Annotated in this window: 23 protein-coding genes; 6 read left to right on the plus strand and 17 right to left on the minus strand. The window is 34.8% G+C overall.

The genetic code is table 11. From position 1 onward, the window contains the following. Window positions 1–246: 246 nt before the first annotated feature. Together DD829_RS13345 and ppk1 are read right to left on the minus strand one after the other, a co-directional pair. Entirely contained in the window at window positions 247–1,131 is an 885-nt protein-coding gene (locus DD829_RS13345; RefSeq protein WP_108409045.1) for an exopolyphosphatase, read from the minus strand. After that, window positions 1,128–3,200 (minus strand): polyphosphate kinase 1, encoded by a 2,073-nt coding sequence (ppk1, locus tag DD829_RS13350; protein WP_116547833.1) that lies wholly within the window; start codon window positions 3,198–3,200, stop codon window positions 1,128–1,130. The genes DD829_RS13345 and ppk1 overlap by 4 nt, the downstream gene beginning before the upstream one ends. Before the next feature lie 560 nt (window positions 3,201–3,760). On the opposite strand from ppk1, the gene dnaK reads away from it, so the two are divergent. Then, a complete protein-coding gene (gene dnaK, locus DD829_RS13355) occupies window positions 3,761–5,653 on the plus strand; it encodes a molecular chaperone DnaK (protein WP_108411431.1) in 1,893 nt (630 codons plus the stop codon). 70 nt (window positions 5,654–5,723) lie between these two features. On the opposite strand, the gene DD829_RS13360 is transcribed toward dnaK, so the two are convergent. Genes DD829_RS13360 through DD829_RS13370 form a run of 3 tightly spaced genes read right to left on the minus strand, consistent with a single transcriptional unit; the run spans window position 5,724 to window position 7,998 of the window. Continuing rightward, the gene (locus DD829_RS13360) at window positions 5,724–6,758 is read right to left on the minus strand and encodes a sialidase family protein (RefSeq protein WP_108411432.1); all 1,035 of its coding nucleotides are present in this window, start codon (window positions 6,756–6,758) and stop codon (window positions 5,724–5,726) included. A gap of 5 nt (window positions 6,759–6,763) precedes the next feature. Beyond that, the gene (locus DD829_RS13365; protein ID WP_108411433.1) at window positions 6,764–7,312 is read right to left on the minus strand and encodes a hypothetical protein; all 549 of its coding nucleotides are present in this window, start codon (window positions 7,310–7,312) and stop codon (window positions 6,764–6,766) included. Window positions 7,313–7,368: 56 nt separating this feature from the next. Continuing rightward, the gene (locus tag DD829_RS13370; protein WP_116547834.1) at window positions 7,369–7,998 is read right to left on the minus strand and encodes a hypothetical protein; all 630 of its coding nucleotides are present in this window, start codon (window positions 7,996–7,998) and stop codon (window positions 7,369–7,371) included. Between the two features lie 72 nt (window positions 7,999–8,070). On the opposite strand from DD829_RS13370, the gene DD829_RS13375 reads away from it, so the two are divergent. Further along, window positions 8,071–8,586, plus strand: coding sequence for a thioredoxin family protein (locus DD829_RS13375; RefSeq protein WP_108410606.1), 516 nt, complete (start codon window positions 8,071–8,073; stop codon window positions 8,584–8,586). A gap of 51 nt (window positions 8,587–8,637) precedes the next feature. Here the strand turns inward: DD829_RS13375 and DD829_RS13380 are convergent, their stop codons facing one another. The 4 genes from DD829_RS13380 to DD829_RS24360 all read right to left on the minus strand — a co-directional run bounded on the left by DD829_RS13380 (window position 8,638) and on the right by DD829_RS24360 (window position 9,818). After that, window positions 8,638–9,033 carry a hypothetical protein gene (locus tag DD829_RS13380; protein WP_076395499.1) on the minus strand — a complete coding sequence of 132 codons (396 nt, stop codon included), beginning with the start codon at window positions 9,031–9,033 and terminating at the stop codon, window positions 8,638–8,640. A 51-nt stretch (window positions 9,034–9,084) separates the two neighbouring features. Continuing rightward, window positions 9,085–9,216 (minus strand): hypothetical protein, encoded by a 132-nt coding sequence (locus DD829_RS24355; protein ID WP_256041157.1) that lies wholly within the window; start codon window positions 9,214–9,216, stop codon window positions 9,085–9,087. A gap of 79 nt (window positions 9,217–9,295) precedes the next feature. Further along, complete coding sequence (locus tag DD829_RS13385) at window positions 9,296–9,652, minus strand: hypothetical protein (protein ID WP_108410605.1); 357 nt, start codon at window positions 9,650–9,652, stop codon at window positions 9,296–9,298. Window positions 9,653–9,689: 37 nt separating this feature from the next. After that, window positions 9,690–9,818, minus strand: coding sequence for a hypothetical protein (locus DD829_RS24360; RefSeq protein ID WP_262497964.1), 129 nt, complete (start codon window positions 9,816–9,818; stop codon window positions 9,690–9,692). A gap of 208 nt (window positions 9,819–10,026) precedes the next feature. Here DD829_RS24360 and DD829_RS13395 point away from each other — a divergent pair, with 208 nt between their 5' ends. The 4 genes from DD829_RS13395 to DD829_RS13410 all read left to right on the plus strand — a co-directional run bounded on the left by DD829_RS13395 (window position 10,027) and on the right by DD829_RS13410 (window position 15,326). Continuing rightward, window positions 10,027–11,040: a nucleoid-associated protein gene (locus DD829_RS13395; RefSeq protein ID WP_108411587.1), complete on the plus strand. Its 1,014-nt coding sequence runs from the start codon at window positions 10,027–10,029 to the stop codon at window positions 11,038–11,040. A gap of 384 nt (window positions 11,041–11,424) precedes the next feature. Further along, window positions 11,425–13,617: an ATP-binding protein gene (locus tag DD829_RS13400; protein WP_108410178.1), complete on the plus strand. Its 2,193-nt coding sequence runs from the start codon at window positions 11,425–11,427 to the stop codon at window positions 13,615–13,617. A gap of 27 nt (window positions 13,618–13,644) precedes the next feature. Next, window positions 13,645–14,196, plus strand: coding sequence for a biliverdin-producing heme oxygenase (locus DD829_RS13405; protein WP_108410179.1), 552 nt, complete (start codon window positions 13,645–13,647; stop codon window positions 14,194–14,196). A 203-nt stretch (window positions 14,197–14,399) separates the two neighbouring features. Continuing rightward, a complete protein-coding gene (locus tag DD829_RS13410) occupies window positions 14,400–15,326 on the plus strand; it encodes a malate dehydrogenase (protein WP_029294870.1) in 927 nt (308 codons plus the stop codon). 103 nt (window positions 15,327–15,429) lie between these two features. Here the strand turns inward: DD829_RS13410 and DD829_RS13415 are convergent, their stop codons facing one another. The 8 genes from DD829_RS13415 to DD829_RS23620 all read right to left on the minus strand — a co-directional run. After that, window positions 15,430–16,479, minus strand: a complete 1,050-nt coding sequence (locus tag DD829_RS13415; protein ID WP_108410180.1) for a C-type lectin domain-containing protein — start codon at window positions 16,477–16,479, stop codon at window positions 15,430–15,432. 27 nt (window positions 16,480–16,506) lie between these two features. Then, window positions 16,507–17,553, minus strand: a complete 1,047-nt coding sequence (locus tag DD829_RS13420) for a hypothetical protein (RefSeq protein WP_108410181.1) — start codon at window positions 17,551–17,553, stop codon at window positions 16,507–16,509. A gap of 355 nt (window positions 17,554–17,908) precedes the next feature. Further along, entirely contained in the window at window positions 17,909–18,661 is a 753-nt protein-coding gene (locus tag DD829_RS13425) for an ATP-grasp domain-containing protein (protein ID WP_116547835.1), read from the minus strand. Window positions 18,662–19,247: 586 nt separating this feature from the next. Beyond that, window positions 19,248–20,351, minus strand: coding sequence for a tetratricopeptide repeat protein (locus DD829_RS13430; RefSeq protein ID WP_228408196.1), 1,104 nt, complete (start codon window positions 20,349–20,351; stop codon window positions 19,248–19,250). A gap of 64 nt (window positions 20,352–20,415) precedes the next feature. Then, on the minus strand, window positions 20,416–21,216 hold the full coding sequence (locus DD829_RS13435; RefSeq protein WP_108408991.1) for a helix-turn-helix domain-containing protein: 801 nt from the start codon (window positions 21,214–21,216) through the stop codon (window positions 20,416–20,418). Window positions 21,217–21,459: 243 nt separating this feature from the next. Next, entirely contained in the window at window positions 21,460–21,654 is a 195-nt protein-coding gene (locus tag DD829_RS24150; protein WP_228408197.1) for a hypothetical protein, read from the minus strand. Next, complete coding sequence (locus DD829_RS13440) at window positions 21,632–22,426, minus strand: NAD-dependent epimerase/dehydratase family protein (protein ID WP_228408198.1); 795 nt, start codon at window positions 22,424–22,426, stop codon at window positions 21,632–21,634. The genes DD829_RS24150 and DD829_RS13440 overlap by 23 nt, the downstream gene beginning before the upstream one ends. Before the next feature lie 102 nt (window positions 22,427–22,528). After that, window positions 22,529–23,208, minus strand: a 680-nt coding sequence (locus tag DD829_RS23620; RefSeq protein WP_228408199.1) for a PIN-like domain-containing protein, incomplete at its 5' end; no start/stop codon positions are given.

The raw sequence follows: 23,208 nt of genomic DNA on the forward strand, positions 1-23,208 counted from the left end.
GAAGAAATACTAAGGAAAGGGTCTGAATATGATTATTTTTCAATGTGATTGTACTTTGTTTTAGTTCTTTCAGTTTTTATGGTTTCGGCGCGGCGAAGCCGCGCCGAAACCATAAAAAACTCTCAAAAAGAAAAATCCTCCCATAGACACGACCTGATTGAATTTTTTTATTGTCTTTAGCTTTTTAAATAAAACTAAAAAAACCGGTCAGGAAATGACCGGTTCTGCGATTTATTAAAGTAAATCTTACTTTTTCTCCTGTAGCTTAGTATAAATATTGTGGATTAATCCATCTGCAACAGATATTTTCGGAACAAAAATCCTGTTGATTTCCGACCATGTCATCACATTATTAAAAATCTGTAACGCATGAACCAAAACATCGGCTCTGTCTTCGCGGAGATTATATTTTGTCATTCTTTCATCAACCGTAAGATCATCAAACTCCTTATATACCTTTTTAAGATGAGAAAGCGACATCGGTTTGCCGTCTTTCGTTTTGCTCATGGAGAAAACTTTGTTGATATTTCCTCCTGAACCGATGGCAACAATCGGCTTTTTGCTGTTGATATTTTTTCTGATCTCTTCCTTCATGTCTTTCCAGTTGTCGGGCGTCACCAGATTGTTAAGCAAGCGGATGGTTCCGATATTGAAAGATTTTTCATATTTCATTTTTCCGTTTTCGTAAAAGGTAAGTTCCGTAGAACCGCCGCCGACATCAATGTACAGATAGGCAAATTCCTTATCCAGTCCTTCTGCCACATGATTTTCAAAAACCAGAGTAGCCTCTTCATCACCGGAAATAATTTCAATATTGATTCCTGAGGTCTTTTTTACCTCTTCAATAATTTTCTTTCCGTTTGAAGCATCACGCATTGCACTCGTTGCACATGCTCGGTAATGTTCAACATCATAAATTCTCATCAGATCGCTGAAAATCTTCATGGAATCGATTACCATTTTTTCCCTTTCTTCGCCGATTTTTCCTAAGGTAAAAACATCCATACCTAATCTCAGCGGTATTCTCAGAAGATTAAGTTTGATGAATTCGGGTTGTTTATTGTTAATTTTTACTTCATTAATCAAAAGTCGGGCTGCATTACTTCCTATATCTATGGCTGCGATCTTCATTTTTTCTTTGTTTTGGCTTTTAAATATCGATAGGTTTCAATCTGAGAACGGCATTCTTCCTTCGGATTATGAATGTACTCGTTGCTCAGTTTTTTGTCTAAAATACGTGCTTTTACATTATCTTTCAACTGTATGTCGAGAATATCTTTCAGTTCTTTTTTCAGATTTTTATCCGTAATCTTTGCGGCAGCTTCAATTCTGTAATCTAAATTTCTCGTCATCCAGTCTGCGGAAGAAATATACATATCTTCGACTCCTTTATTGTAAAAATACATTACTCTTGCATGTTCCAGATATTCGTCTACGATACTGATTGCTTTTATTTTTTCTTTAAAATCTTTCTGATTCACAGCACAGTAAATTCCTCTTACAATCATTCTGATGACAACTCCGGCTTGTGCTGCTTCATATAGCTTTTCAATCAGGGAACGGTCACTTACCGAATTGGCTTTAACGATCATTTCTGCATGTCTTCCCGCTTTGGCTTCTTCAATTTCCTTATCAATATGATGCATAATTTTTTCACGCATGAACTGCGGACAGACCAGAAGATTTTTACAGGTTTTTAAAATCGGAAGATAATCGTCTTTTGGTTTTTTCAGAACATTGAATACCTTATTAATATCTGCCATAATTCCCCGATCCGCCGTCATTAACAGATGATCTCCATAAATTCTCGCTGTTTTCTCATTGAAATTTCCGGTACTTACGAAACCGTACTGGATTGTTTTATTATGAGATCTTTTTTTAATGACACATAGCTTTGCGTGAACTTTTTTATTCGGAATTCCAATGAGTACAGTGATGCCTTCCGGTTCCAGCATTTCTTTCCATTCAAGGTTGGATTCCTCATCAAATCTTGCCTGAAGCTCGAGCATAACCGTAACCTCTTTACCGTTTCTTGCCGCATAAATCAAGGCATTGATGATTTTCGAACTGCTTGCCAGACGATAGGCAGTAATCTGGATCGATTTTACATCGGGATCCATTGCTGCCTCACGTAGAAGATCGATAACAGGATTGTATTTGTGATAAGGGAATGTTAAAAGAACATCATGTTTCAGAATAACATCCGTTACTCTTTCTGTATTTTCAAAAGCAGGGTGGGTAAAAGAACTTCTTTCAACAGGTTTTTCATACTTCTCAAAAACATCAGGGAAATCCATGAAATGTTTAAAATTATGAATTTTTCCTCCGGGAATAATGCTGTCTTTTTTCGTCAGGTTTAATTTTCGGATCAGCATTTCAAGAAGTGCCTTATCCATATCTTTATCGAAAACGAAACGGGTTGGTTTTCCTTTTCGCCTGTTTTTTAAGCCTTTTTCAATTTTTTCGGCAAAATTAGTCCGGATATCATTATCGAGTTCCAGCTCGGCATCTTTCGTTACTTTAAAAGCATTGGCTGCAAATTCATCATATCCGAAATAAGAGAAAATATGGGGTAAATTGAAGGTGATGACATCTTCCAAAAGCATTACATTTTTCTCTTCCACATCTTCGGAAGGAAGTAAAACAAATCTTCCTACAAAACGTGACGGAATTTCAATAATGGCGTAATTGCTGGAATATTGCCAGTCTTTTTTCCTCATCGCAACACCCAGATAAAGACTTTTATCCCTCATATAAGGCATCGGTGTATTCTCATGAAGCAGAATAGGAATGACGTTGGATTCCACCACTTCATCAAAATATTTTCTTACAAACTCCTTCTGATTGGGAGATAAATTTTTGGAAGTTTTAATAAAAACATGATGATCGGCCATTTCAGCAAGAATTTTCTTCCAGGTTTTATCAAAATCCTGTTGCTGCTTCATCACAATATCATTGATTTTCTGAAGGATTTTGGAAGGCGGCTGATAAAAAGATTCCGCAATTACTTTTTCTTTGAAATCCATGGCGCGTTTTAAACCTGCAACCCGCACACGGAAAAATTCGTCTAAATTGTTGGAGAAAATTCCTAAAAAACGGATTCTTAAATGTAAAGGGACTTTTTCGTCCATGGCTTCCTGTAAAACCCTCTCGTTGAAGGCAAGCCAGGTAATATCTCTCGGATTGAAATGTAATGACATTCTCTAGTTTATAATTTATCAAAAATAGTAATTCGTGGTATCCTTTGAAACCTTTTTGCGTTAAGCTTTAATTAAATTTTAGAGCCAAAAAGATTCTGAAACCGGATGATTTTTGCAATCCATTAAAGTTATTAAAACTATCCGGAAAATTATAGCTCTGATTTGATATTTTTAAAAGAATAGGAATTAATCATACTATCTGTTTAAACTAATTTAAAATTTAATCACAAACTGAAGCTTCGACATAGTGATAAGTTGGCTTATTAATAAATGTAAGTATAAAATTCTAACAGCTTATAATTAGAAATGCCCAGAAGTGACAAAATTGATACGGTCTGGCTTAAAATAATAGATGCTGTGACAAAAATTCAAACCACACATAAAGTAAAGTTTGAGTTTATTTTAAACAATATTTCTAAAAAAGGTCATTAAAAAAAACTATTTTTTACTCCTGTTTTTAATTGTTTGTGTCAATTTGTCACAAAATTTTGAATGGTATAAATATTGAGAAATACTGAATGTAAATTAAAATTAAAAATTAGAAAAAATATAAAAATATTATGAATAAAATAATTGGAATTGACTTAGGAACAACCAACTCTTGTGTTGCTGTAATGGAGGGTAAAGACCCTGTTGTTATTCCTAACGCAGAAGGTAAAAGAACAACGCCGTCTATCGTTGCGTTCACAGAAGATGGCGAAAGAAAAGTAGGAGATCCTGCAAAAAGACAGGCGGTAACGAATCCAAAGAAAACAGTATATTCAATTAAAAGATTTATCGGAACTCACTTTAAAGAGGATGCGAAAGAAATTTCAAGAGTACCTTATGAAGTAGTTTCAGGACCAAACGATACCGTAAAAGTAAAAATCGACGACAGAGAATATACTCCACAGGAAATTTCTGCAATGACGCTTCAGAAAATGAAGAAAACGGCTGAAGATTATCTTGGACAGGAAGTAACAAGAGCGGTAATTACGGTTCCTGCGTACTTCAACGATGCACAGAGACAGGCTACAAAAGAAGCGGGTGAAATCGCAGGTCTTAAAGTAGAAAGAATCATCAACGAGCCTACTGCTGCTGCATTGGCTTACGGTTTGGATAAAAACCATAAAGATCAGAAAATCGCAGTATACGATTTAGGAGGTGGTACTTTCGATATCTCTATCCTAGATTTAGGAGATGGTGTATTCGAAGTATTGTCTACAAACGGAGATACACACTTAGGAGGTGATGATTTTGATGATGTAATCATCAACTGGATGGCAGATGAATTCAAAGCTGAAGAAGGGGTTGACTTAAAGTCTGATGCAATCGCATTACAAAGATTGAAAGAAGCTGCTGAAAAAGCAAAAATCGAGTTGTCTTCTTCTCCACAGACAGAAATTAACCTTCCATATATTACAGCTACGGCTACAGGTCCTAAACACTTAGTAAAGACTTTAACGAAAGCTAAATTCGAGCAGTTATCTGCAGATTTGGTAAGAAGATCTATGGAGCCGGTTGCGAAAGCGTTAAAAGATGCAGGTTTATCAACTTCAGATATCGACGAGGTAATCTTGGTAGGAGGTTCTACAAGAATCCCGATCATCCAGGAAGAAGTGGAGAAATTCTTCGGTAAAAAACCTTCTAAAGGAGTTAACCCGGATGAAGTTGTAGCAATCGGTGCTGCGATTCAAGGGGGTGTATTGACAGGTGATGTAAAAGATGTTCTTTTATTAGATGTTACGCCACTTTCTTTAGGTATTGAAACTATGGGTTCTGTTTTCACTAAATTAATTGAAGCAAACACTACGATCCCAACTAAAAAATCTGAGGTATTCTCTACAGCTTCTGATAACCAGCCGGCTGTAAGTATCAGAGTAGGACAGGGAGAAAGACCAATGTTCAACGATAACAAAGAAATCGGTAGATTCGACCTTACAGATATTCCACCTGCACCAAGAGGAGTTCCTCAAATCGAAGTAACATTCGATATCGACGCAAACGGTATCTTAAGTGTTTCTGCTAAAGATAAAGGAACCGGTAAAGAGCAGTCTATTAAAATTCAGGCTTCTTCAGGTCTTTCTGACGAAGAAATCGAAAGAATGAAGAAAGAAGCTCAGGAAAATGCTTCTGCCGATGCTAAGAAAAAAGAAGAAGTTGAAATCTTCAATAAAGCAGACGGATTGATCTTCCAGACTGAAAAGCAATTAAAAGAGTTTGGTGAGAAATTATCTGCTGATAAAAAAGCAGCCATTGAAACCGCTCACGGAGAATTGAAAACAGCTTTTGAAGCTAAAAATGCAGATGATGTAAAAGCTAAAACAGAAGCTTTAGATGCAGCTTGGATGGCAGCTTCAGAAGAATTGTATGCAGCAGGACAACAGCCGGGAGCTGATGCAGGAGCACAAAACGGAGGAAATGCAGGAGGTGCAGAAGATGTACAGGATGCAGACTTCGAAGAAGTGAAGTAAGATATAATAAGTCATTATAGAAATCCCCGAGCGAAAGCTCGGGGATTTTATTTTTAATATAAACCGTACGTTATAATTTTAATATCCAGTGTTTAATATTTACTCTATTGTAGGTATAAGTAATGTGAACCAATCCCTTTGCATCTTTAAAAATAGTAGGATAGCTGAATTCTCCCTTTTTTTCGTCTTCCAGAGAAAGCAAATCCTTCCAGTCGATCCCATCGTAAGAATAAGCCAGACGCAACTTTGTACGCCCTTCCCACCAGTCTTTTCCGGGGAGTTCAGGGTTGTAAACAATCAGAAAAAAATCTTTAAAACCAATGGCATCCGTTCCGGAGTTAGGATTCTGAAGATTTGTTGCGGTTAAAGGACTCCAGTTCATCCCATTATTTTGTGACCATGAGGTTGCAATTACGCCTTCTTTGCTTCTGCATAAAACCTGTAGTTTACCGTTTTTATGAACAAGAATACTTGGCTGGATCACATTAAATGCTGAAGCAGAATCTATGGAATATGATGTCCATGTTTTCTGGTGATCCCTGCTGATTTCCACATGAGCATTCCATCTATTTTCATTGATTTCTCTGCTTGATGGGGAAATAATATCACCATTGGCGAGCTCAATGGGTCTGTTTTTGATGGGACCGAGAATAGAATCAGGTAACCGTTCTGCTTTTTCCCATGTTTTTCCGTTATCTCTTGATGTTTTAACCATTCCCCACCATTCCCGCGGATTGGGTCCCACTTTATAATACAGATATATAATCTTTTCTTTTTTAGATCTGAACAAAACAGGATTCCAGCAGGGATAACGCAGAGAATCGTTAACCTTTCCATCTGCCCAGATTTCAGGAGAACTCCATGTTTTTCCATCGGAACGGGCTCCCCAGATCACGACATCTTTACCACCTTCATGACTGCCTCCAAACCAACTTGCCAAAAGATTTCCGTCCGAAGACTGTTCTATTGTAGATGCATGACACTGTTTGAAATATGCTCCTTCTTCAAAAATGAATTCTTTTTTAATGACCTTTGGAGAAGGAATTTGTGCGGAAATATTGACAATTATCAAAAAATAGAGTAGACAAAGTAGTTTTTCTTTCATGCTTATTATTTCTTTTTTACCAAATGATCCAGAAAAAATTGTATTTCTTTCTGTTTCAGTTTTTTATACCCTTCATCATCAATACTTTTCAGTTGAGCTTTAGTAAAATTATCTGTTTTTTCTTTTGAAATAGAATCTCGAATGGAAATAATTTCCTTTGCTGCATAGATTTCATCCATCAAATTGGTCGCAATATTATCTTTTTTTCCAACACAGCCGTTTACATATTTCATCATTACAGGATGATCGTTATAATATTGATAGATTTCAAGAAATCGTTTATCATTTCTTTTAAAAAGTTCTTTCCCTGAGTACAATTTTAAAGAATTGCTTCCGTTCTTCGCCAGATAAAAAAGCTCATCATTGGTAGCAGTTTTCGCTAATTTTCTGAAATCATCATACATTTTACTTCTTTCACCACCTATTCCGATATGTGAAGATTCTGCATACTGTATTGTATCTAAAGGTCTGGCTAACATTTTTACTTTTTTAGAAATCTGCGCTTCACAAAAGGTAATTGTAAAAAGTAAAAGTGGCAATATTCTTAGCTTCATGGTAAAATAATAGAAATTTAAAAACTAAGTTATTTGTTAAAGAATATTTTTTGTTTTTAATAATTATTTGGAAATTGAAGTTTACCATCTTTCCAATTCTCATTAATGATTTTATAAATTTCCAATCTCGCCGGAATATAAGTTTCATCGATTATTTCGAACTCATCAATACAATCTTTAAAAAAATTAATATCTAATTTTTCATAATAATTAATTTCTTCTTTTGTGTAAAAATCTTTGGATTGATTACTTTTTTTCGATATTATTTTATACTCCTCGTAGTTTCTTAACTCAGCAAGGATATATCCTCTTATACTTAGTGCCATATCTTGTTGGGCAATGATGCAGCTCATTTTTATTTCATATTGCATAGGAAATTTAGAATAGTATTTGTACAAATCTATGATTCTTTTATCCTTTTTATAGAGCAAACTAAAAGCTGCATTATGACGAATAAATGTATTTCCATTTAGAGCAAGATAAAAAAGCTCATCATTTGTGGCTGTTTTAGATATTTCAGAATATAAAGTGTAAAGTTCTTCGTAACTTTTATTATCATAAGTTTGAAGTATTATATCAAAAAATTTTTTGTCAATAATTTCAACTTTATCTTTTAGTTTTCTGGAAATCTGAGCATTCGATATAAATGAAATAGTAAGAAATATGCAAATAAGTCTGAGTTTCATGAAATAGTTTTTAAAAAGTGTTAGTATAACAACAAAAAAATCTTTAGATTAGTATTTAAAATCAGATCCAAAATGAAAATTTCTAAAATCCTCTTATTTTTAGGCTTATTATTATTCCAGTTACATTTTGCTCAGGAAAAAGCGGATGTTGTTTTAAACAAAGCGCTTACCGAAGCTAAATCCAAAAATAAAAATGTTTTGCTGATGTTTCACGCTTCATGGTGCAAATGGTGCCACGTTATGGAAAAGAATATGAATCTACCCGAAACAAAGCCGATTTTTGATAAAAAATTTGTTACTGCTTATGTAGATGTTCAGGAAATGGGCGAAAAGAAAAAACTTGAAAATCCGGGTGGGGAAGCATTGATGGAAAAATACAAAGGCAAAGACGCGGGACTTCCGTTCTGGTTGGTTCTGAATCCGAAAGGGGAGGTGCTTGCAGATTCTTTCAACGATAAAAACGAAAATCTGGGCTGTCCGTCAACTGCTGAAGAAGTAGATGTTTTTGTTGCCAAACTGAAGAAATCTTCAAAGATGAACGACAAAAAACTTCAGACAGTCAAACAGACTTTTTTAAAGAAGAATTAAAAAGTTCCGGCGAAGCCAAAGGCTTCGCCGGAACTGCGTTTAAAAATTAATTTACTTCCCAAAAAAGATTTTGTCCTGCTTCCGCTGATCGTTGTAGATCACCTGAAAAGTCACAGGCATATATTGGTAAAGAAGTTTCCAGTGGGAGATTTTGGCGTGCTTTTTAAAGCTTTCAAAAGATCGCACAAAAAGATTTTCAATCATATCTTTTACATAAGAATCTCCACCTTTATAAATCATTTCCATCAGTTTGATGTGATGGGCAATAATATTCACTTTAGATTCGTGAAGAAGCTTTTTAAGATAATTAATGGTTGCCTGCATAATCCCGGCAAAATTATCCTGTGAAGACAATTGGGTAATTTCTGTGCGAAGGGGTGGATAGAAAAATTTTAAATACTCACTAGCTATTTTTTGATTAATAGTTTGCATCCGTACATTCATCATAATTAATATTTTTCGTAACACTTTCTATTGCGGCTAAAACTGTACCAAAGTTTACAGAATTGCTGCAAAAACAAAAACTCCTACAATTACAGCGATGTGCGTTGCCAGAATTTCAATATTATGTCTGTTGGTGGTGGTTTGGAGCGTTTTCCAGTCGGAAATTCTTCTTATTTTAGATTTCATAAACAGTTGATTTTTAATGAGTTTGTATGTTCTGAATTTTCGTGCTTTTGTAATAAAATCTTCAAAAAATGTAATGAACTTAAATGCCGTGATTGTAGATTTGTCTGGAATAGACCGTCTGAAGATCCTTGGAAATATAACTAAAGATCATTTTTCGGTATTCCTCACTGCAGAAAGCGGTAGAATTGTCCAGTGAATAAATAAACGTATGTTCCACAGCATTTTTAAGTACGGCATCTCCGTTTCTGTAAATATCATCCATCTTTTTCAGGCATAGAAACAGAATATTCCGGTCATTTTGCTTAATTCTGTCTTTAATATTGTCTGTAAACGTCTGAATGACACTGTAGGAATTTTGTTTTCTGTTTTGTTTCAGCTCATTTTCAATCTCGGGAATCACTTCTTTGATTTCCTGTGCAGCTTCTAAATAGTTCATATTATTGTTGATTAAGTTCTAAAATTTTAATAAATGCTCAGAAAGTAAAAACTGCCAAAAAGGCTACAATCAGAAGATGATACGGTTTCAGCCACTTCGGGGTTTGCGGTCCTCTGCTTTTTAATCTTCTCAGCTTATCAATTCTGTTCAAAGTTTTTAAGTCCATATTCTTATGTTTTGAGGATGATGTTGCCAATGCTATACCTTTGAATTTTTATTTAAATTAAAATATTGATTATCAGAATTATGTTTGTTTATTTTAATTTTTAAAATCCTTAAAAATCCTATCAAAATGATAACGCTTTTATCATTATGGAAATCCTGTTGATTATCTGATTTAATTAATATCTTTGCAGTCCAAAAATATTCAGGAAATGTTTTCAAAAATCGTAGTACACAGAGTCGGAAATAAAATCAACGGAGAATCTTTAACGCTTTCTCAGGAAGAATTACAGTTGGAAGAAGGAATGGCAGAACTGCTGGAAAATTACTTCTTAGGTTCCTTTAAATCAGAAGAAACCTTCCATTTTTACAGCGATTCTTATCTGGTGAATAATCCGGTGTACAGTTCTGTTTCTGAGATTTTTGATGACAAGTCAAAATTCCTCTGGGAATCTGAAAACATCGCCAAACATCTTTTCGAAGCTGCTGAAAACCCAAGAGTTCAGGGCGGAGAATTGTTCATTGTATATTTCGAGGACGAAAGAGAAGGAACAGAAAGAGTAGACAAGATCGGAATTTTTAAAACCGAAAAAAGAGAATCTTTCCTTAAAATTGCTCCCAATGAAGAAACATTCGATATCGAAAAAGATCAGGGAATCGGGTTGTCTAAAATAGATAAAGCGGCTTTAATCTATAACAACGATAAAGAAACGGGATACGTACTTTCTGTTGTGGATAACAACAAAAACGGGGATATGTATTACTGGTTTGAAGATTTTTTAAAAGTAAAGCAGCGCGACGACGAATATTTTCATACACAGGAAGCGTTAATGGTATATAAAGATTATATTACCAAGCAATTGCCTCAGGAATTTGAAGTTTCCAAAGCCGATCAGGCAGATTTTTTAAACAAATCGATCAATTTTTTCAAAGAAAAGGAAGAATTTAAGCTGGATGAATTTGCTGCCGAAGTTTTGGGCGACGAGCATGTAATCGAAAGTTTCAACAATTTTAAAACCGATTACGAACAGGATATGCAGATTAATATTGCAGAAGAATTCCCGATTAGTGAAGCCGCTGTAAAGAAAACGCAGAGACATTTTAAAAGCATCATCAAATTAGACAAAAACTTCCACATCTACATCCACGGCGACAGACAGAAAATTGCGCAGGGAGAAGATGAAAACGGAAAATATTATATGCTGTACTTCGATAAAGAAGTGTAACCACAGTTGCCATTTATAGTTGGGGTAAAACAGGATTGTATTTCTTCGGAGTAGAATAGGAGAAGAATGAATTTCGTCATTTCAATCAGCTGGAATTCTGAAAGTTGTGTTTTTTATAAAAATGATAGCCTCTTTCTGATTTTTATCTGCAAATAAATAAAGATTATACCGTTAGAAAAAAAAATAACGGTTTATGGTTAAATTTAAATAGGCTTAGTGTAAAATATTCTGGTTTTGAATTTCCTGTATATCCTATGAATAAAGAAAAATATTCTATAAAACTCATGTTTTGCTGAAATATTATAACTTTTTGTGGTACGCGTTTATAGAGAAAAAATCCGATTAGATAAAAAAAGTCGTATATTTGATAGGTCAAAATATTATATGAATTTTGTTGAGTGTCATGAGGAGCCTATCCATATTCCGGGCTACATACAAAGTTTTGGTTATCTGATTGGCATTCATGCGAAGTCTCATTCCATAGCTTTTTTTAGTAAGAATATCGAGGATATATTTAATATCGAAAATGCAAATATGCTTTTTGATAAGAAGCTTACGGACTTTGCGGAAAGCTTTAAAAGCATTATAGATTCGGATATTTATAATTCTTTAGCCGACTTTACCAAAAGAGAAAATGAAACATATTTTGATAAAATCTTTATTGGAGGCATAGAATATCATTTTTCTGTTTTCAGAAGCAAGGACAAAATTTTTCTTGAGTTCGAAAAAGTTTTACTCAATCCCAACAAAAGGATTTCCAACAAGTACGATAATTTCTACATTATTGATGATGAACAGGAAATTTGGGATCAGCTTTTAAATACTCTTTCAAAAATTGTGAATTATGACCGAATGATGGTTTATAAATTCATGATGGACGGATCTGGAAAAGTAATCGCTGAGAAAAGAGATGAAAACATCGAGAGCTATCTCGGTCTTCATTATCCTGAATCCGACATTCCGAAACAGGCAAGAGAACTTTATCTTAAAAAAAGAAAAAGAATTTTCAGCAACGTTCATTCGGAAACAGTTCCTATATTCAGTAAATCTGATGAAACAATAGATCTTACGTATTCGGGATCGCGCGGAATGTCGCCTATTCACGGGCAATACATCAAAAATTCCGGAGCCTCTTCCAGTTTCAGTGTATCCATTATTATAGATGATTATCTTTGGGGGCTGGTTACCTGTCAGAATTCCGAACCAAAACACATTGATCTTGAAGACCGCGTTCAGGCAGGAATTTTTACGGCTTTGGCGTCCAATGCCTACTCGTCCTTCAGATCGAAAAAAGAGCTGGATTATCGTTTGTATCTTAATGAAAAATGTTCCCGGTTAAAAGAGGAATTCTTAAAATACAACAATCTTTTTGATTCTTTAATCGAAAATAAATCTGAAATTAAGGATCTTCCGGAAGCAGATGGATTAGCCATCATCGCCGACGAAAAAATCGTTACCGAAGGTGAAACTCCGGATTATAATGTAATTGAAAAGCTGGCTCAGTGGGCTCATCAGAATATAGATGAGAATATCTATCTCAGCAGAAGTTTTCTGAAAGATCACGGTAAAGAGATTGGTCTCGACGAAAAATGTGCAGGAGTGGCTTTTTATTTTATTGAAAAATCTAAAAATAATCTGCTGATCTGGTTCCGTAAAGAATTTGATGAACACATCGATTGGGCAGGAAATCCTGAAAAGAAAATAGATGTGATTGTGAAAAACGGAGAACAGACACAGGTGGTTTCTCCAAGAACGTCTTTCCAGATCTTTACCGAGGACATCAAAGGAAATTCTAAAAGATGGAATTCCAGAAACGTTGCCGCATTACAGGCGGTTCGTGATCTGATCCTTGAAACATCCCATAAAAATTACATCACCATAAAAAGGCTTAATGATGAGCTTAAAAAGGTGAATGAGGAGCTGGACAGTTTCTCTTATACGATTTCACACGATCTGGGAACTCCGCTTACGGTAATGAAACTGAACGCCCAAATGCTTCTGAAAAGTCTTACGGACGGTTCAGACAAAAGCAGAAATAAAATCAATTCCATCATCGAGGAAATCGACAATATGGCGGAAATGATGCATGATGTACTCCAGTTAAGCCGTGCAAAACACAGCGAAATAGAACTCGAAAGGTTACAGACGGCGCAAACCATCGCGAAGATCTCCGAAAATGCTAAAATAACTTTTGATACTTCAGAAAGCGAAGTGGTCATTAATGATTGTCCCGATGTTCTTGCCGATAAAACAATGCTTCATCAGGTATTTTTAAACATCATCAATAACGCCATAAAATATTCTTCCCATCAGGAAAAACCGAAAGTAATTATCGGCGGAACGGAAGAAGAAGAGACGGTAGTCTACAGAATTACAGACAACGGAATCGGAATTCCAGAAGAAAATAAGCATAAAATGTTTAAAATTTTCAACAGGATGGATAATGCGAAGAAGTTTAAAGGAAATGGAGTAGGACTATCCATCGTACACAGAATTATGCAGAGACTTGGCGGAAATGTAGACTATGAAAGCAGTAAAAACGGAACTACTTTTATCCTCACCTTTAAAAAACCTTAATTACACAATTTACTTTAAAATTCCGGTATGGTATCTGAATATCTAAAACAAAATACGGCAGAATTTCATGATGCCGCGGAAAAACTTTTTAACTCTAAAAAAATATTCGACAGAACTTTTACGCTGGAAGATTATAAAAAGATCATTGGCAGAAATTATCTGATGCTGCTTCATTCCGAAGATCAGATTTTCGACAGTCTTTCTGAAAAATTCTCTGAAAAACTTCAGCTTGAAGAAAGAAAAAAACTTCCTTTGATTGAGCAGGATCTTAAAAGTCTGGACTTGGAAAATCGCAAGGCTTCAGGAGAGCTCAGTTTTTCCAATGAAAATGAAGCTTTAGGAGCGATGTACGTGATCGAAGGTTCTACTCTGGGAGGAAATGTTATTGCAAAACAGCTTTCCAAAACAGAAGGATTTGATGATGTTACTTTCAATTTCTTCGGCTGTTACCGTGAAAATACAGGGTTTATGTGGAAGAGTTTCAAGAAAGTTCTTGATAATGAGGTTTCTGAAAAAAATTATGATGAGGTTTTATCGGGAGCTAAAAAACTGTATACCTTTCTTCTGAACGTCCGTTAATTACGGTATAAAACATAAATATCACTTTTAAAGATAATTAAATTCCTGAAAGATTGCCCAATTTTTCAGGAATTATTAAATTTGGGAGTTCTCATTTGTAAACCAAATGTGGATAAACAATTCAAATAAATAAATTTTAAAAGTTATATTATGAAACTGTAAAGTTCCATAATACCATTAAAAAACAATAAATTAAGTATATTATGAAAGTAACTGTAGTAGGTGCAGGCGCTGTAGGAGCAAGCTGTGCAGAATACATCGCAATGAAAAACTTCTGTTCAGAAGTAGTTTTAGTAGACATTAAAGAAGGTTTTGCAGAAGGTAAAGCAATGGATTTGATGCAGACAGCATCGCTTAACGGATTCGATACAAAAATTACCGGAACAACAGGAGATTACAGCAAAACTGCAGGTTCTCACGTAGCGGTTATTACTTCGGGGATTCCAAGAAAACCGGGAATGACGAGAGAAGAATTAATCGGAATCAACGCGGGAATCGTAAAAGAAGTTACTGAAAACTTAGTAAAACATTCTCCGGAAGTAATCATCATTGTGGTTTCTAATCCAATGGATACAATGGCTTATCTGGTACACAAAACTTCAGGTCTTCCTAAGCACAAAATCATCGGAATGGGTGGTGCATTAGACTCTGCAAGATTCAAATACAGATTGGCTGAAGCTTTAGAAGCTCCGATCTCTGACGTAGACGGAATGGTAATCGCTGCTCACAGTGATACCGGAATGCTTCCTCTATTGAGCAAAGCGACAAGAAACGGTGTTCCTGTAACAGAATTCTTAGATGCTGAACAGCAGAAATACGTTATTGAAGAAACTAAAGTAGGAGGTGCAACGCTTACCAAATTATTAGGAACTTCAGCTTGGTATGCTCCGGGTGCGGCTGTTTCTGTAATGGTTCAGGCGATTGCTTGCGATCAGAAAAAAATGATCCCTTGTTCTTTAATGCTTGAAGGGGAATACGGACAAAATGATATTTGCCTTGGTGTTCCTGCCATTATCGGAGCAAACGGTGTGGAAAAAATCGTAAACGTAACGCTTACTGCAGAAGAGCAATTGAAATTTGCTGAAGCTGCGAATGCAGTAAGAGAAGTGAATGGAGATTTGAAGTTTTAAGAAAAACTCACATTTAGATATAAAAAAGGCTGTTCTCTGTTTTGAGACAGCCTTTTATTTTTGTTGATTTTAATAAAGATTTAAATTCATAATTTTTCAGTTTTTAATCTTCATTAAATTCTAAAATAACCTGATCAAAAGCACTGAAGTTAAATGTAGTAGAAGTTCCTATTAAGTCGTTCCATTGTCTTGAAGCATTACCTGATGTACTGTAAATATGGCAGGATCCCTCTGTTCCTCCACTGTTATTGGGCTCTCCCGTTGCAAAAAAACTCTGAGGGGTTGAGTTAGGGGAAGTCGTCCAGTCAATCGTCCAGTCTTCACCCGTAATCCATGTAAATTCTGTGGAGTTTCCAGGATAAGCCACTTTGTTATATCCAATCCAGATATTGTTATTAAGATTATAACCTGTTGTGTTTGCTAAAATGTTACTATTGATAAATGTTCTTTCCGCATTGGAAGTAATGGTAACGACATATCCGCCTACCTGCTTTGCAAAAGTAAAAGTATCATAAAAGTTTTTGCCGCCTCCAAGCTGATAAGCACAGTAAGTATGTCCGTTGGAACCTGTTCCAGACCATTTTTTACATCCTCTTTCCGAAACGCTTACTCCGCCGAATGTTGCCGGAACAGCTCTCTGCGAGGTTTTCACGGGTACATACCCTAAAATGGAGGTACTGAAACCTGATGAGCCGGATGAGGCTGTGTTTCCTGAAGTAAGCAGAGATACTACCCAAGTTGTTCCGGAAGTTGCTCCTGTATTTTTAATCACAGCATAGTAGCCTGCGGGAATCGTAAGACTTGCCTGCGCTGTTGCTACATTGGAAACATCTATTCTCTCCGTGCCATTAGGCGTAATAGTAACGTCAAAAGCACTTCCATTTCTTATTTCATAAATTCTGCCGCCAAATGTAGCAGGTGATGCTACTGCTGCAGGAAGAGACCATGTTGCTGCAGCGGTTCCTCTGTAATCCAGATATTCATCGGTTGCTAAAAAATTATATGAAGTGGCTGTGCTTTGTTTGTAGGGAGTAGCAAAAGATCCTTTAACATCTAAAGTGCTTCCGGGAGTAGTAGTATTAATGCCTACCTGGCTATTCATTAACGAAAAAATGCACAATGCAAAACTTAGTGTAATAATTTTATTTTTCATGTTTAATTTATTTATGTTTTTTATTTTTTAGTCTTCATTAAATTCTAAAATCACCTGATCAAAGCCAACTCCTCCACTTACGGTAAGAGTTCCTGTAAGATCATTCCATTGTCTGGTGCTGTTGGCGGAAGTTGGGAAAATATGGCATGAGCCTTCAGTTCCTCCGCTGTTGTTAGGCTCGCCGGTAGCAAAGAAGTTTTGCGGGGTAGAATTAGGAGATGTCGTCCAGTCTATTGTCCAGTCTTCTCCAGTTATCCATGTAAACTCATTACTGTTACCCGGATATGCTACCTTATTATAGCCGATCCAGATGCTGTTATTAAGAGAGTAGCCTGTTGTATTTGATAAGAGATTGTTGTAAATAAATGTCCTTTCCGCATTGGAAGTAATTGTGGAGATATATCCTCCCACCTGTTTTGCAAAAGTAAATGTGTCGTAAAAGTTTTTTGCGCCTCCTAACTGATAAGCGCAATATGTATGACCATTTGCTCCTGTTCCGGACCATTTTTTACATCCTCTTTCTGTTACGGAAACTCCTCCAAAGGTTGCCGGAACTGCTCTTTGAGATGTTTTAACGGGAACATAACCTAAAATTGAGGTACTGAATCCTGCAGAGTTGGCAGAACTTCCATTTCCTGTAGTGAGGAGTGTTACAACCCAGGTTATTCCTGAAGTTAATCCTGTATTTTTCACGGTTGCATAATATCCTGCAGGAATAGTAAAGGCTGACTGATTGACCGCTGTAGTGGATACATCTATTCTTTCAGTACCGCTCGGGTTTATCGTGATGTCAAAATTGCTTCCGTTTCTGATTTCATAAATTCTTCCTCCGAAGGTTGCCGGAGATGCTAAAGCGGCAGGAAGAGTCCATACAGCAGCAGCCGTTCCTCTGTAATCGAGATATTGATCTGAATTTAATAAAGAATAGGAGGTTGCGGTTACTGCTTTGTAAGGGGTTGCAAAAGAACCTTTAATGTCGAGTGTACTTGCAGGATTGCTTGTACTGATGCCAACTTGTGCATTACATGTAAATATAATACACAGACTTATCAGGGAAATAAATTTGTTTTTCATTATCATATTTTTTTATAATTGTAAATATATAAATAAAATGATAATTTGTATATGGTTGATGTGTTATTTTTTCGTAAATAAATGTTTAATTCACAAAAAAGTGTGTTTTATTATGTTAAATCACTATTTTTTGAATTTGAGGAAATGCCGAAAATGTGCGATTTTACGATTAAATTTATCAGTTGTATCATAAAAAAATATGAATCTTTCAGATATAATTATTTATGAAACTAAAGATGAAATTCATAAATTTTTATTTTAGAATCTTAAAAAAATAACCTTATGGTAAGTGATTAATCGAAAAAATCAGAAATGAATGATGTTATTTTTCACCTTTCATTTTAAAAAATTCATGCTATTTTAAGCTTTGGGTTTCGAAAATTCCCTCCCATCTCTTGAGAATCAAATCCGTATAAATTTCCTTATCCAAACCATAAGAACCCAGTGCAAAACCATCATTCCATTCAACTAATGCAGTTTCTCCGTTGTTCAGAATTCCGAAATCTATTCCGTAAGCGCTGGTTTTTTCGTCTGAATTTTCAAAATCTTTAATAGCCGTTTTTACCGTATCCATATCCAGTTTAAGGTTTTTGTCTCCGCTGTATTTTTTTATTCCGACAATTTCTGACTGATTGACAAAAACCCGGAATTCAGAAAGCCATTCTACAACCGATGAACAGTATAATTCTGTATCTTTTGAAAATGATTCCAGCCTGAGAAGATCGTAATTCGACTGAATAACACAACCTGTGAAAAGCTTGGCTTTAGATTTCGGTTTTACAAAAATAGTTAAGGATTCTTCATGACTTTGCATCATGAGTTTTTTCACAGTTGTTTCCCAAATATTTCTTTTTAAATATTTTCTTAAACTTTCAGGATAAGATAAAGTTAATGAACGGATACCCATCTTTCTGAAAACGGACAACATTGTCGAATGATCTCCTACAATCAACGTTTCCTGATTGATTTGAATTTGATTTCGCTGTAATCTTTTTATGGTAAAGAATTCGCAATCAATTCCTCTGGATTCCAAAACGGTCTTTACTTCCAGAAATTCAGGTTCTGTTTTACCATTGCCGTATTCCTGAATGTAAGCTTTTGTAATCATCGTAGAAATTAATTTTAATAAAGATAAAAGAAAAACGTGTTCTTGGAGTACGTTTTTTATAGTTTATCATACTACTTGCCTGATATTTTTTTCCATTTGGAGACAGGTTTATAAAAATTGAATGATTTATATTGCTTAGCTATTCCTATGTCGTATCCCGAAACCACTACAACATTCAGAATGTCATTGTCTGTATCATACTCGTTGCTGTTGATAAATGTTTTTACAGATTTTAATTCAATATCAGGACAAATAATTACTGATATTTATTAAAGTGCCTATTCGAGTAATATTTATTTTATTTGAATTAAAGTTAAAAAAAAGCTGCTTAAATAAAATGCCGGAAAACTCTATGGAGTTTTATCTGTGTAGAAATCATATTAAGAGTAGGTTCAGCGTTCCGTAGGAACGCTATCTTTAGAATATTTATTGTATTATAGATATCAATCGGTAGGATAGATTGATAAACTTATTCTTATTTCTATACTAAAAGAACAAAGTTCCTTTAAACAACGTCAAAGAATAAAATGTGTAAATATCTGATTTGATGTACTCTTTCTCAGCTTATATAAACTTTACATATTAACTATTCTGCAATATAAAGATTCGTTTTGTCGATCTTCAGATCATTTTCATCTGCTGTATACCATTCGACAAATTTTTGATATTCTGCTTGATTGCTTTCCTGCCATTTTGTAAAAGCATTTTCGTCACCAATCTGAAATACATAATGATTGTAGGCGTTGAAAACCTGATGGTCTTCCATCTTTCTGAAGTAATCCAGAAGAACATTGGGGTGATCTTTTTTCAGACGTGCAGAATATTCTTTTAAAAAATTGCTCCGTATTTTGGCAAAGCTTTCAAAAGTAAATTCTTTCTGTCCTAAAGTTGAAAGCATCATGCCGGCTTCAAACATAATACAGAAAGGGACTTTATTTTTATTTATTGAATTAACGTCTACAGAAATTACTTTACACAGTGATATAGTATTGGATTTTTCATCTTTTATATCAATTGCATCTTTATAGGTTTGATACAGTTTTTCACTCATTTCCTGAGTTCTTTTTGTTGTTCTTTCCAGATTTACAAAAATTTCTCCGTAAATAAGACCCGGCAATTTGTTATTAGATTTTAAATACAGATTCGATACTCTATAGTAGTTTGAAGGATACGTTGGATCGACCTTGATTCCTTTCTCATAAATTTTGATGGCTTCTTCAGGTTGATCATATTCGTAAATTACTCCTTTTTCCAGATATAATCTCCCTGAATTCGGGAATTTTTTGAGACCTTCATCATAAGTTGCAATGGCTTTTTCGGGGTTATTATCATAGTCATACGAATTTCCTAAAAGCTGATAATAATCGGCTTGGATTGTGGGATAGCTTTTTATTTTTTCCAGCTGGGATATCGCGTTTTTGTAATCTTTTTTCTGAAGAAGCGCGTATGCAATTTCGTAAGGATAAGTGTACTCTGAAGGATCAATTTTTTCACATTCTTGTAAAATTGCAATTCCTTCATCAAATTTGGATTGATCGATAAGTTTTACCGCATCATATACTTTTTCACATTTAAATGTTTTTTTCTGAGCAATAAATGTTTGAAATGAAATTACTGTAAGAATAAAAAAGAAGATCCGTGTCATGGTAATTACTGTTAGTTTATTTACCAAAGATGCATATTTTTTCACGAATGTGGAGTATTTAAAGAAAAAAGAGCGGAAAACCATTCTTAAAATTATCAGACAAATTTTTTCAGTTCTTACCCCTTAATTTTACAACCTCCGAAGGAGAAACCCCGAATTCTTTTTTAAAAGCAAAAGAAAAGTGGGATAGATCTTCAAAACCGAGATCAATATAAATATCTGTCGGTTTTCTGTGTTCCTTGTCTAGAAGGAAATAAGCTTCATCTAAGCGTTTTTTCATCAGCCATTTTCCGGGACTTGTATTAAAAATTGCTTTAAATTCTCTTTTAAAGGTCGATAAGCTTCGTCCCGTCATAAAAGCAAAACGTTCCATACTGATATTGAATTTAAAATGCTGGTTCATAAAATATTCCAGATCAATTTTGTGCGGAACATTGAAATTAAAAAAAATATCTTTCAGCCCGGGATGGTTCTTGAGCAGGATTATCAACAGTTCTTCACGTTTAATATCTACAAAAATATCATCAAGCTGTTCCGTTCCGTTGTAGTAAGGTTCTAAAGAATGTACAAAATTATGGATCAGCTTGTCTTCCTGAATAAACAAAAAAGAATCAGTATTGTCAGTAGGCTCTGCGTAATAAGGATGGCGGTTCAGAAACTTTTTCAGAAAAGCTTCATCAAACATAATGATCACTTTTTCAAACTGTCCGTTATCTTTATGTTTTGTGTACCGTACAAGATGATTTTTTCTTGCAATGCAGTAATCACCGGGTTTCATATCATAATATCTGTAACCGTCATATGAAACCATTGATCCTTTAAGCAGAAACAAAAAGAAATGCTCAGGAATAAACTGTTCCGGTGATATTTCGGGACCGAGATGACAGGATTGTATATTATTGAATTTCAATTTTTTTTTCTCTTTTTTATGATGTTCTTTTGTCTTGAAACAAAAGAACGAGAAATTCTAGACTTGGAAACTTTCGCTAAAAAATATTTTTGTTCTCTAAAAATCCCAAAACTCGTGCGAATTAAATTTTGGTTCTTTGATTTAACATTATGTCGCACTCAAACAGTGGGATTTTCTTTACGTTCACTAAATTATTTTTCTTTACGCTCAATTTTCCTATGTCGATTAAAGTCAGATATAAATTTATGATTTTTTCATCAAACTATCTGCACTTGCCAGCAAAGATTCTTCACGGCTTCTCGGATTCCAATGAAGGATTGTTTTTGCGTTAGACATTTCTTTGTAGAATTCTTTATCAATCGGTTCCAGAGGCTGAATGTTTTCAGCGTACTGCGGTCTTTCTTTTTTGAATAATTCAGCGACATCGTAAAAGCTCATCACACCGTTTGAAGTAGCGATAAAACGTTCTCCAGCAGCTTTCGGATCTATCAATCGCTTTGATATGAATATCCACAACATCTCTCACATCAACAACGCCCATTGTGAAAACCGGAGTTTGATTCATTGTTCCGTTCAGAATTCCTGAAACGGCGATATCCAGTGAAGCAGAAGTGATTCCGCCAATTGCAGGACCGAAAATCCCGACAGGATTGATAACTGATAATTCCAAACCGTTGCCTTCTTTTTCGATGAATTCCCATGCGGATTTCTCAGCAACAGTTTTCGATTTGATGTAAGCCGGAAGTTCTGCATTCACATCCGTCCAGTCTTCCTCAGTGAAAACATGATCTTTGATATCTTTGCTGTAACCGACTGCCGCAAAAGAAGAGGTCAAAACTACTCTTTTCACACCTGCATCACGCGACGCTTTCAAAACGCGCAAAGCTCCGTCTCTTGCAGGAATGATGAGTTCATTTTCATCTTTCGGATCTTGCGCAGGGAAAGGTGAAGCAACATGAAGAACATAATCACAGTCTTTCACGGCTTCATCCCAATTGTTGTCGCTTGTAAGATCTGCCTCTACAAATGAAAGGTGCGAAAAATCTGTGATTCCTCCTTCTTCCAATGCTTTGATGATGGTATCTTTTTTAGACAATGAACGAAGTGTTGTTTTCACTTCATATCCTTGCTGTAATAATTGCAGAACGGTATGAACTCCCAGAAATCCTGTTCCTCCCGTTACCAAAACTGTTGTTTTTGTATTTTCCATTTTTATTTAAATTTTATAATACAAAGTTGAGGATAATTTGGAGTGTGGATTTTGTTGTGGGGTTCAATTTTTGTTTGTTGTGGAGGCCAGAAATTGCAATTATTAAAGTAATTCATTAATTTCACGATAAGTTTTTGCACGCTCAAGATATTTAGGATTAACATTTATTACGCTTCCATCTTTTAAAACTTTTTTTGTATAGTTTAAATTTATAATTCTTAATGCATAACGTAATATTCCATTTGATGAAATATTTGGGAAATCTCTTTTAAAAATTTGCATTATTTCGTTGCTTTTATCTAAGTCAGATATTACATCTGAAATATCAGTATAGCCATTCACCAATAATTCATAGACAACGTCATTTTCTGCTTTTGTAACTTTCATATTTTGAAATATTGGATGTATTCTAATAATTTTATTAATATTGATCTCAGTATTCACACTCTTTTGCAGTGGTATTAATGAATCAATTTCGACATTTAAAATTTGTTCTAGTATTCTTTCTGCATCTAATATGTATATAATTTCATTAGTATTTATATACATGTTTTCAACGTAGTGTATGTATGGTGCTTTGCTTTTTGACATCCAGTCTCCTTTAGTATTATCAAAAGTGAGAAATATAATTTCTGTATTTTTTGAAAGCATATATTTCATCATTTCATGGTAAATAATAAAATCTCCATAAGGATCATCAGGTTTATCTTTTATATCACCTAATCCAGGAAAAATTGTACGTGTTTTATTTAAGATATTTTCAATTTCGTTAGGTTTAATAT

The sequence above is a fragment of the Chryseobacterium sp. HMWF035 genome (assembly GCF_003094695.1).
Lineage (GTDB): Bacteria > Bacteroidota > Bacteroidia > Flavobacteriales > Weeksellaceae > Chryseobacterium > Chryseobacterium gambrini.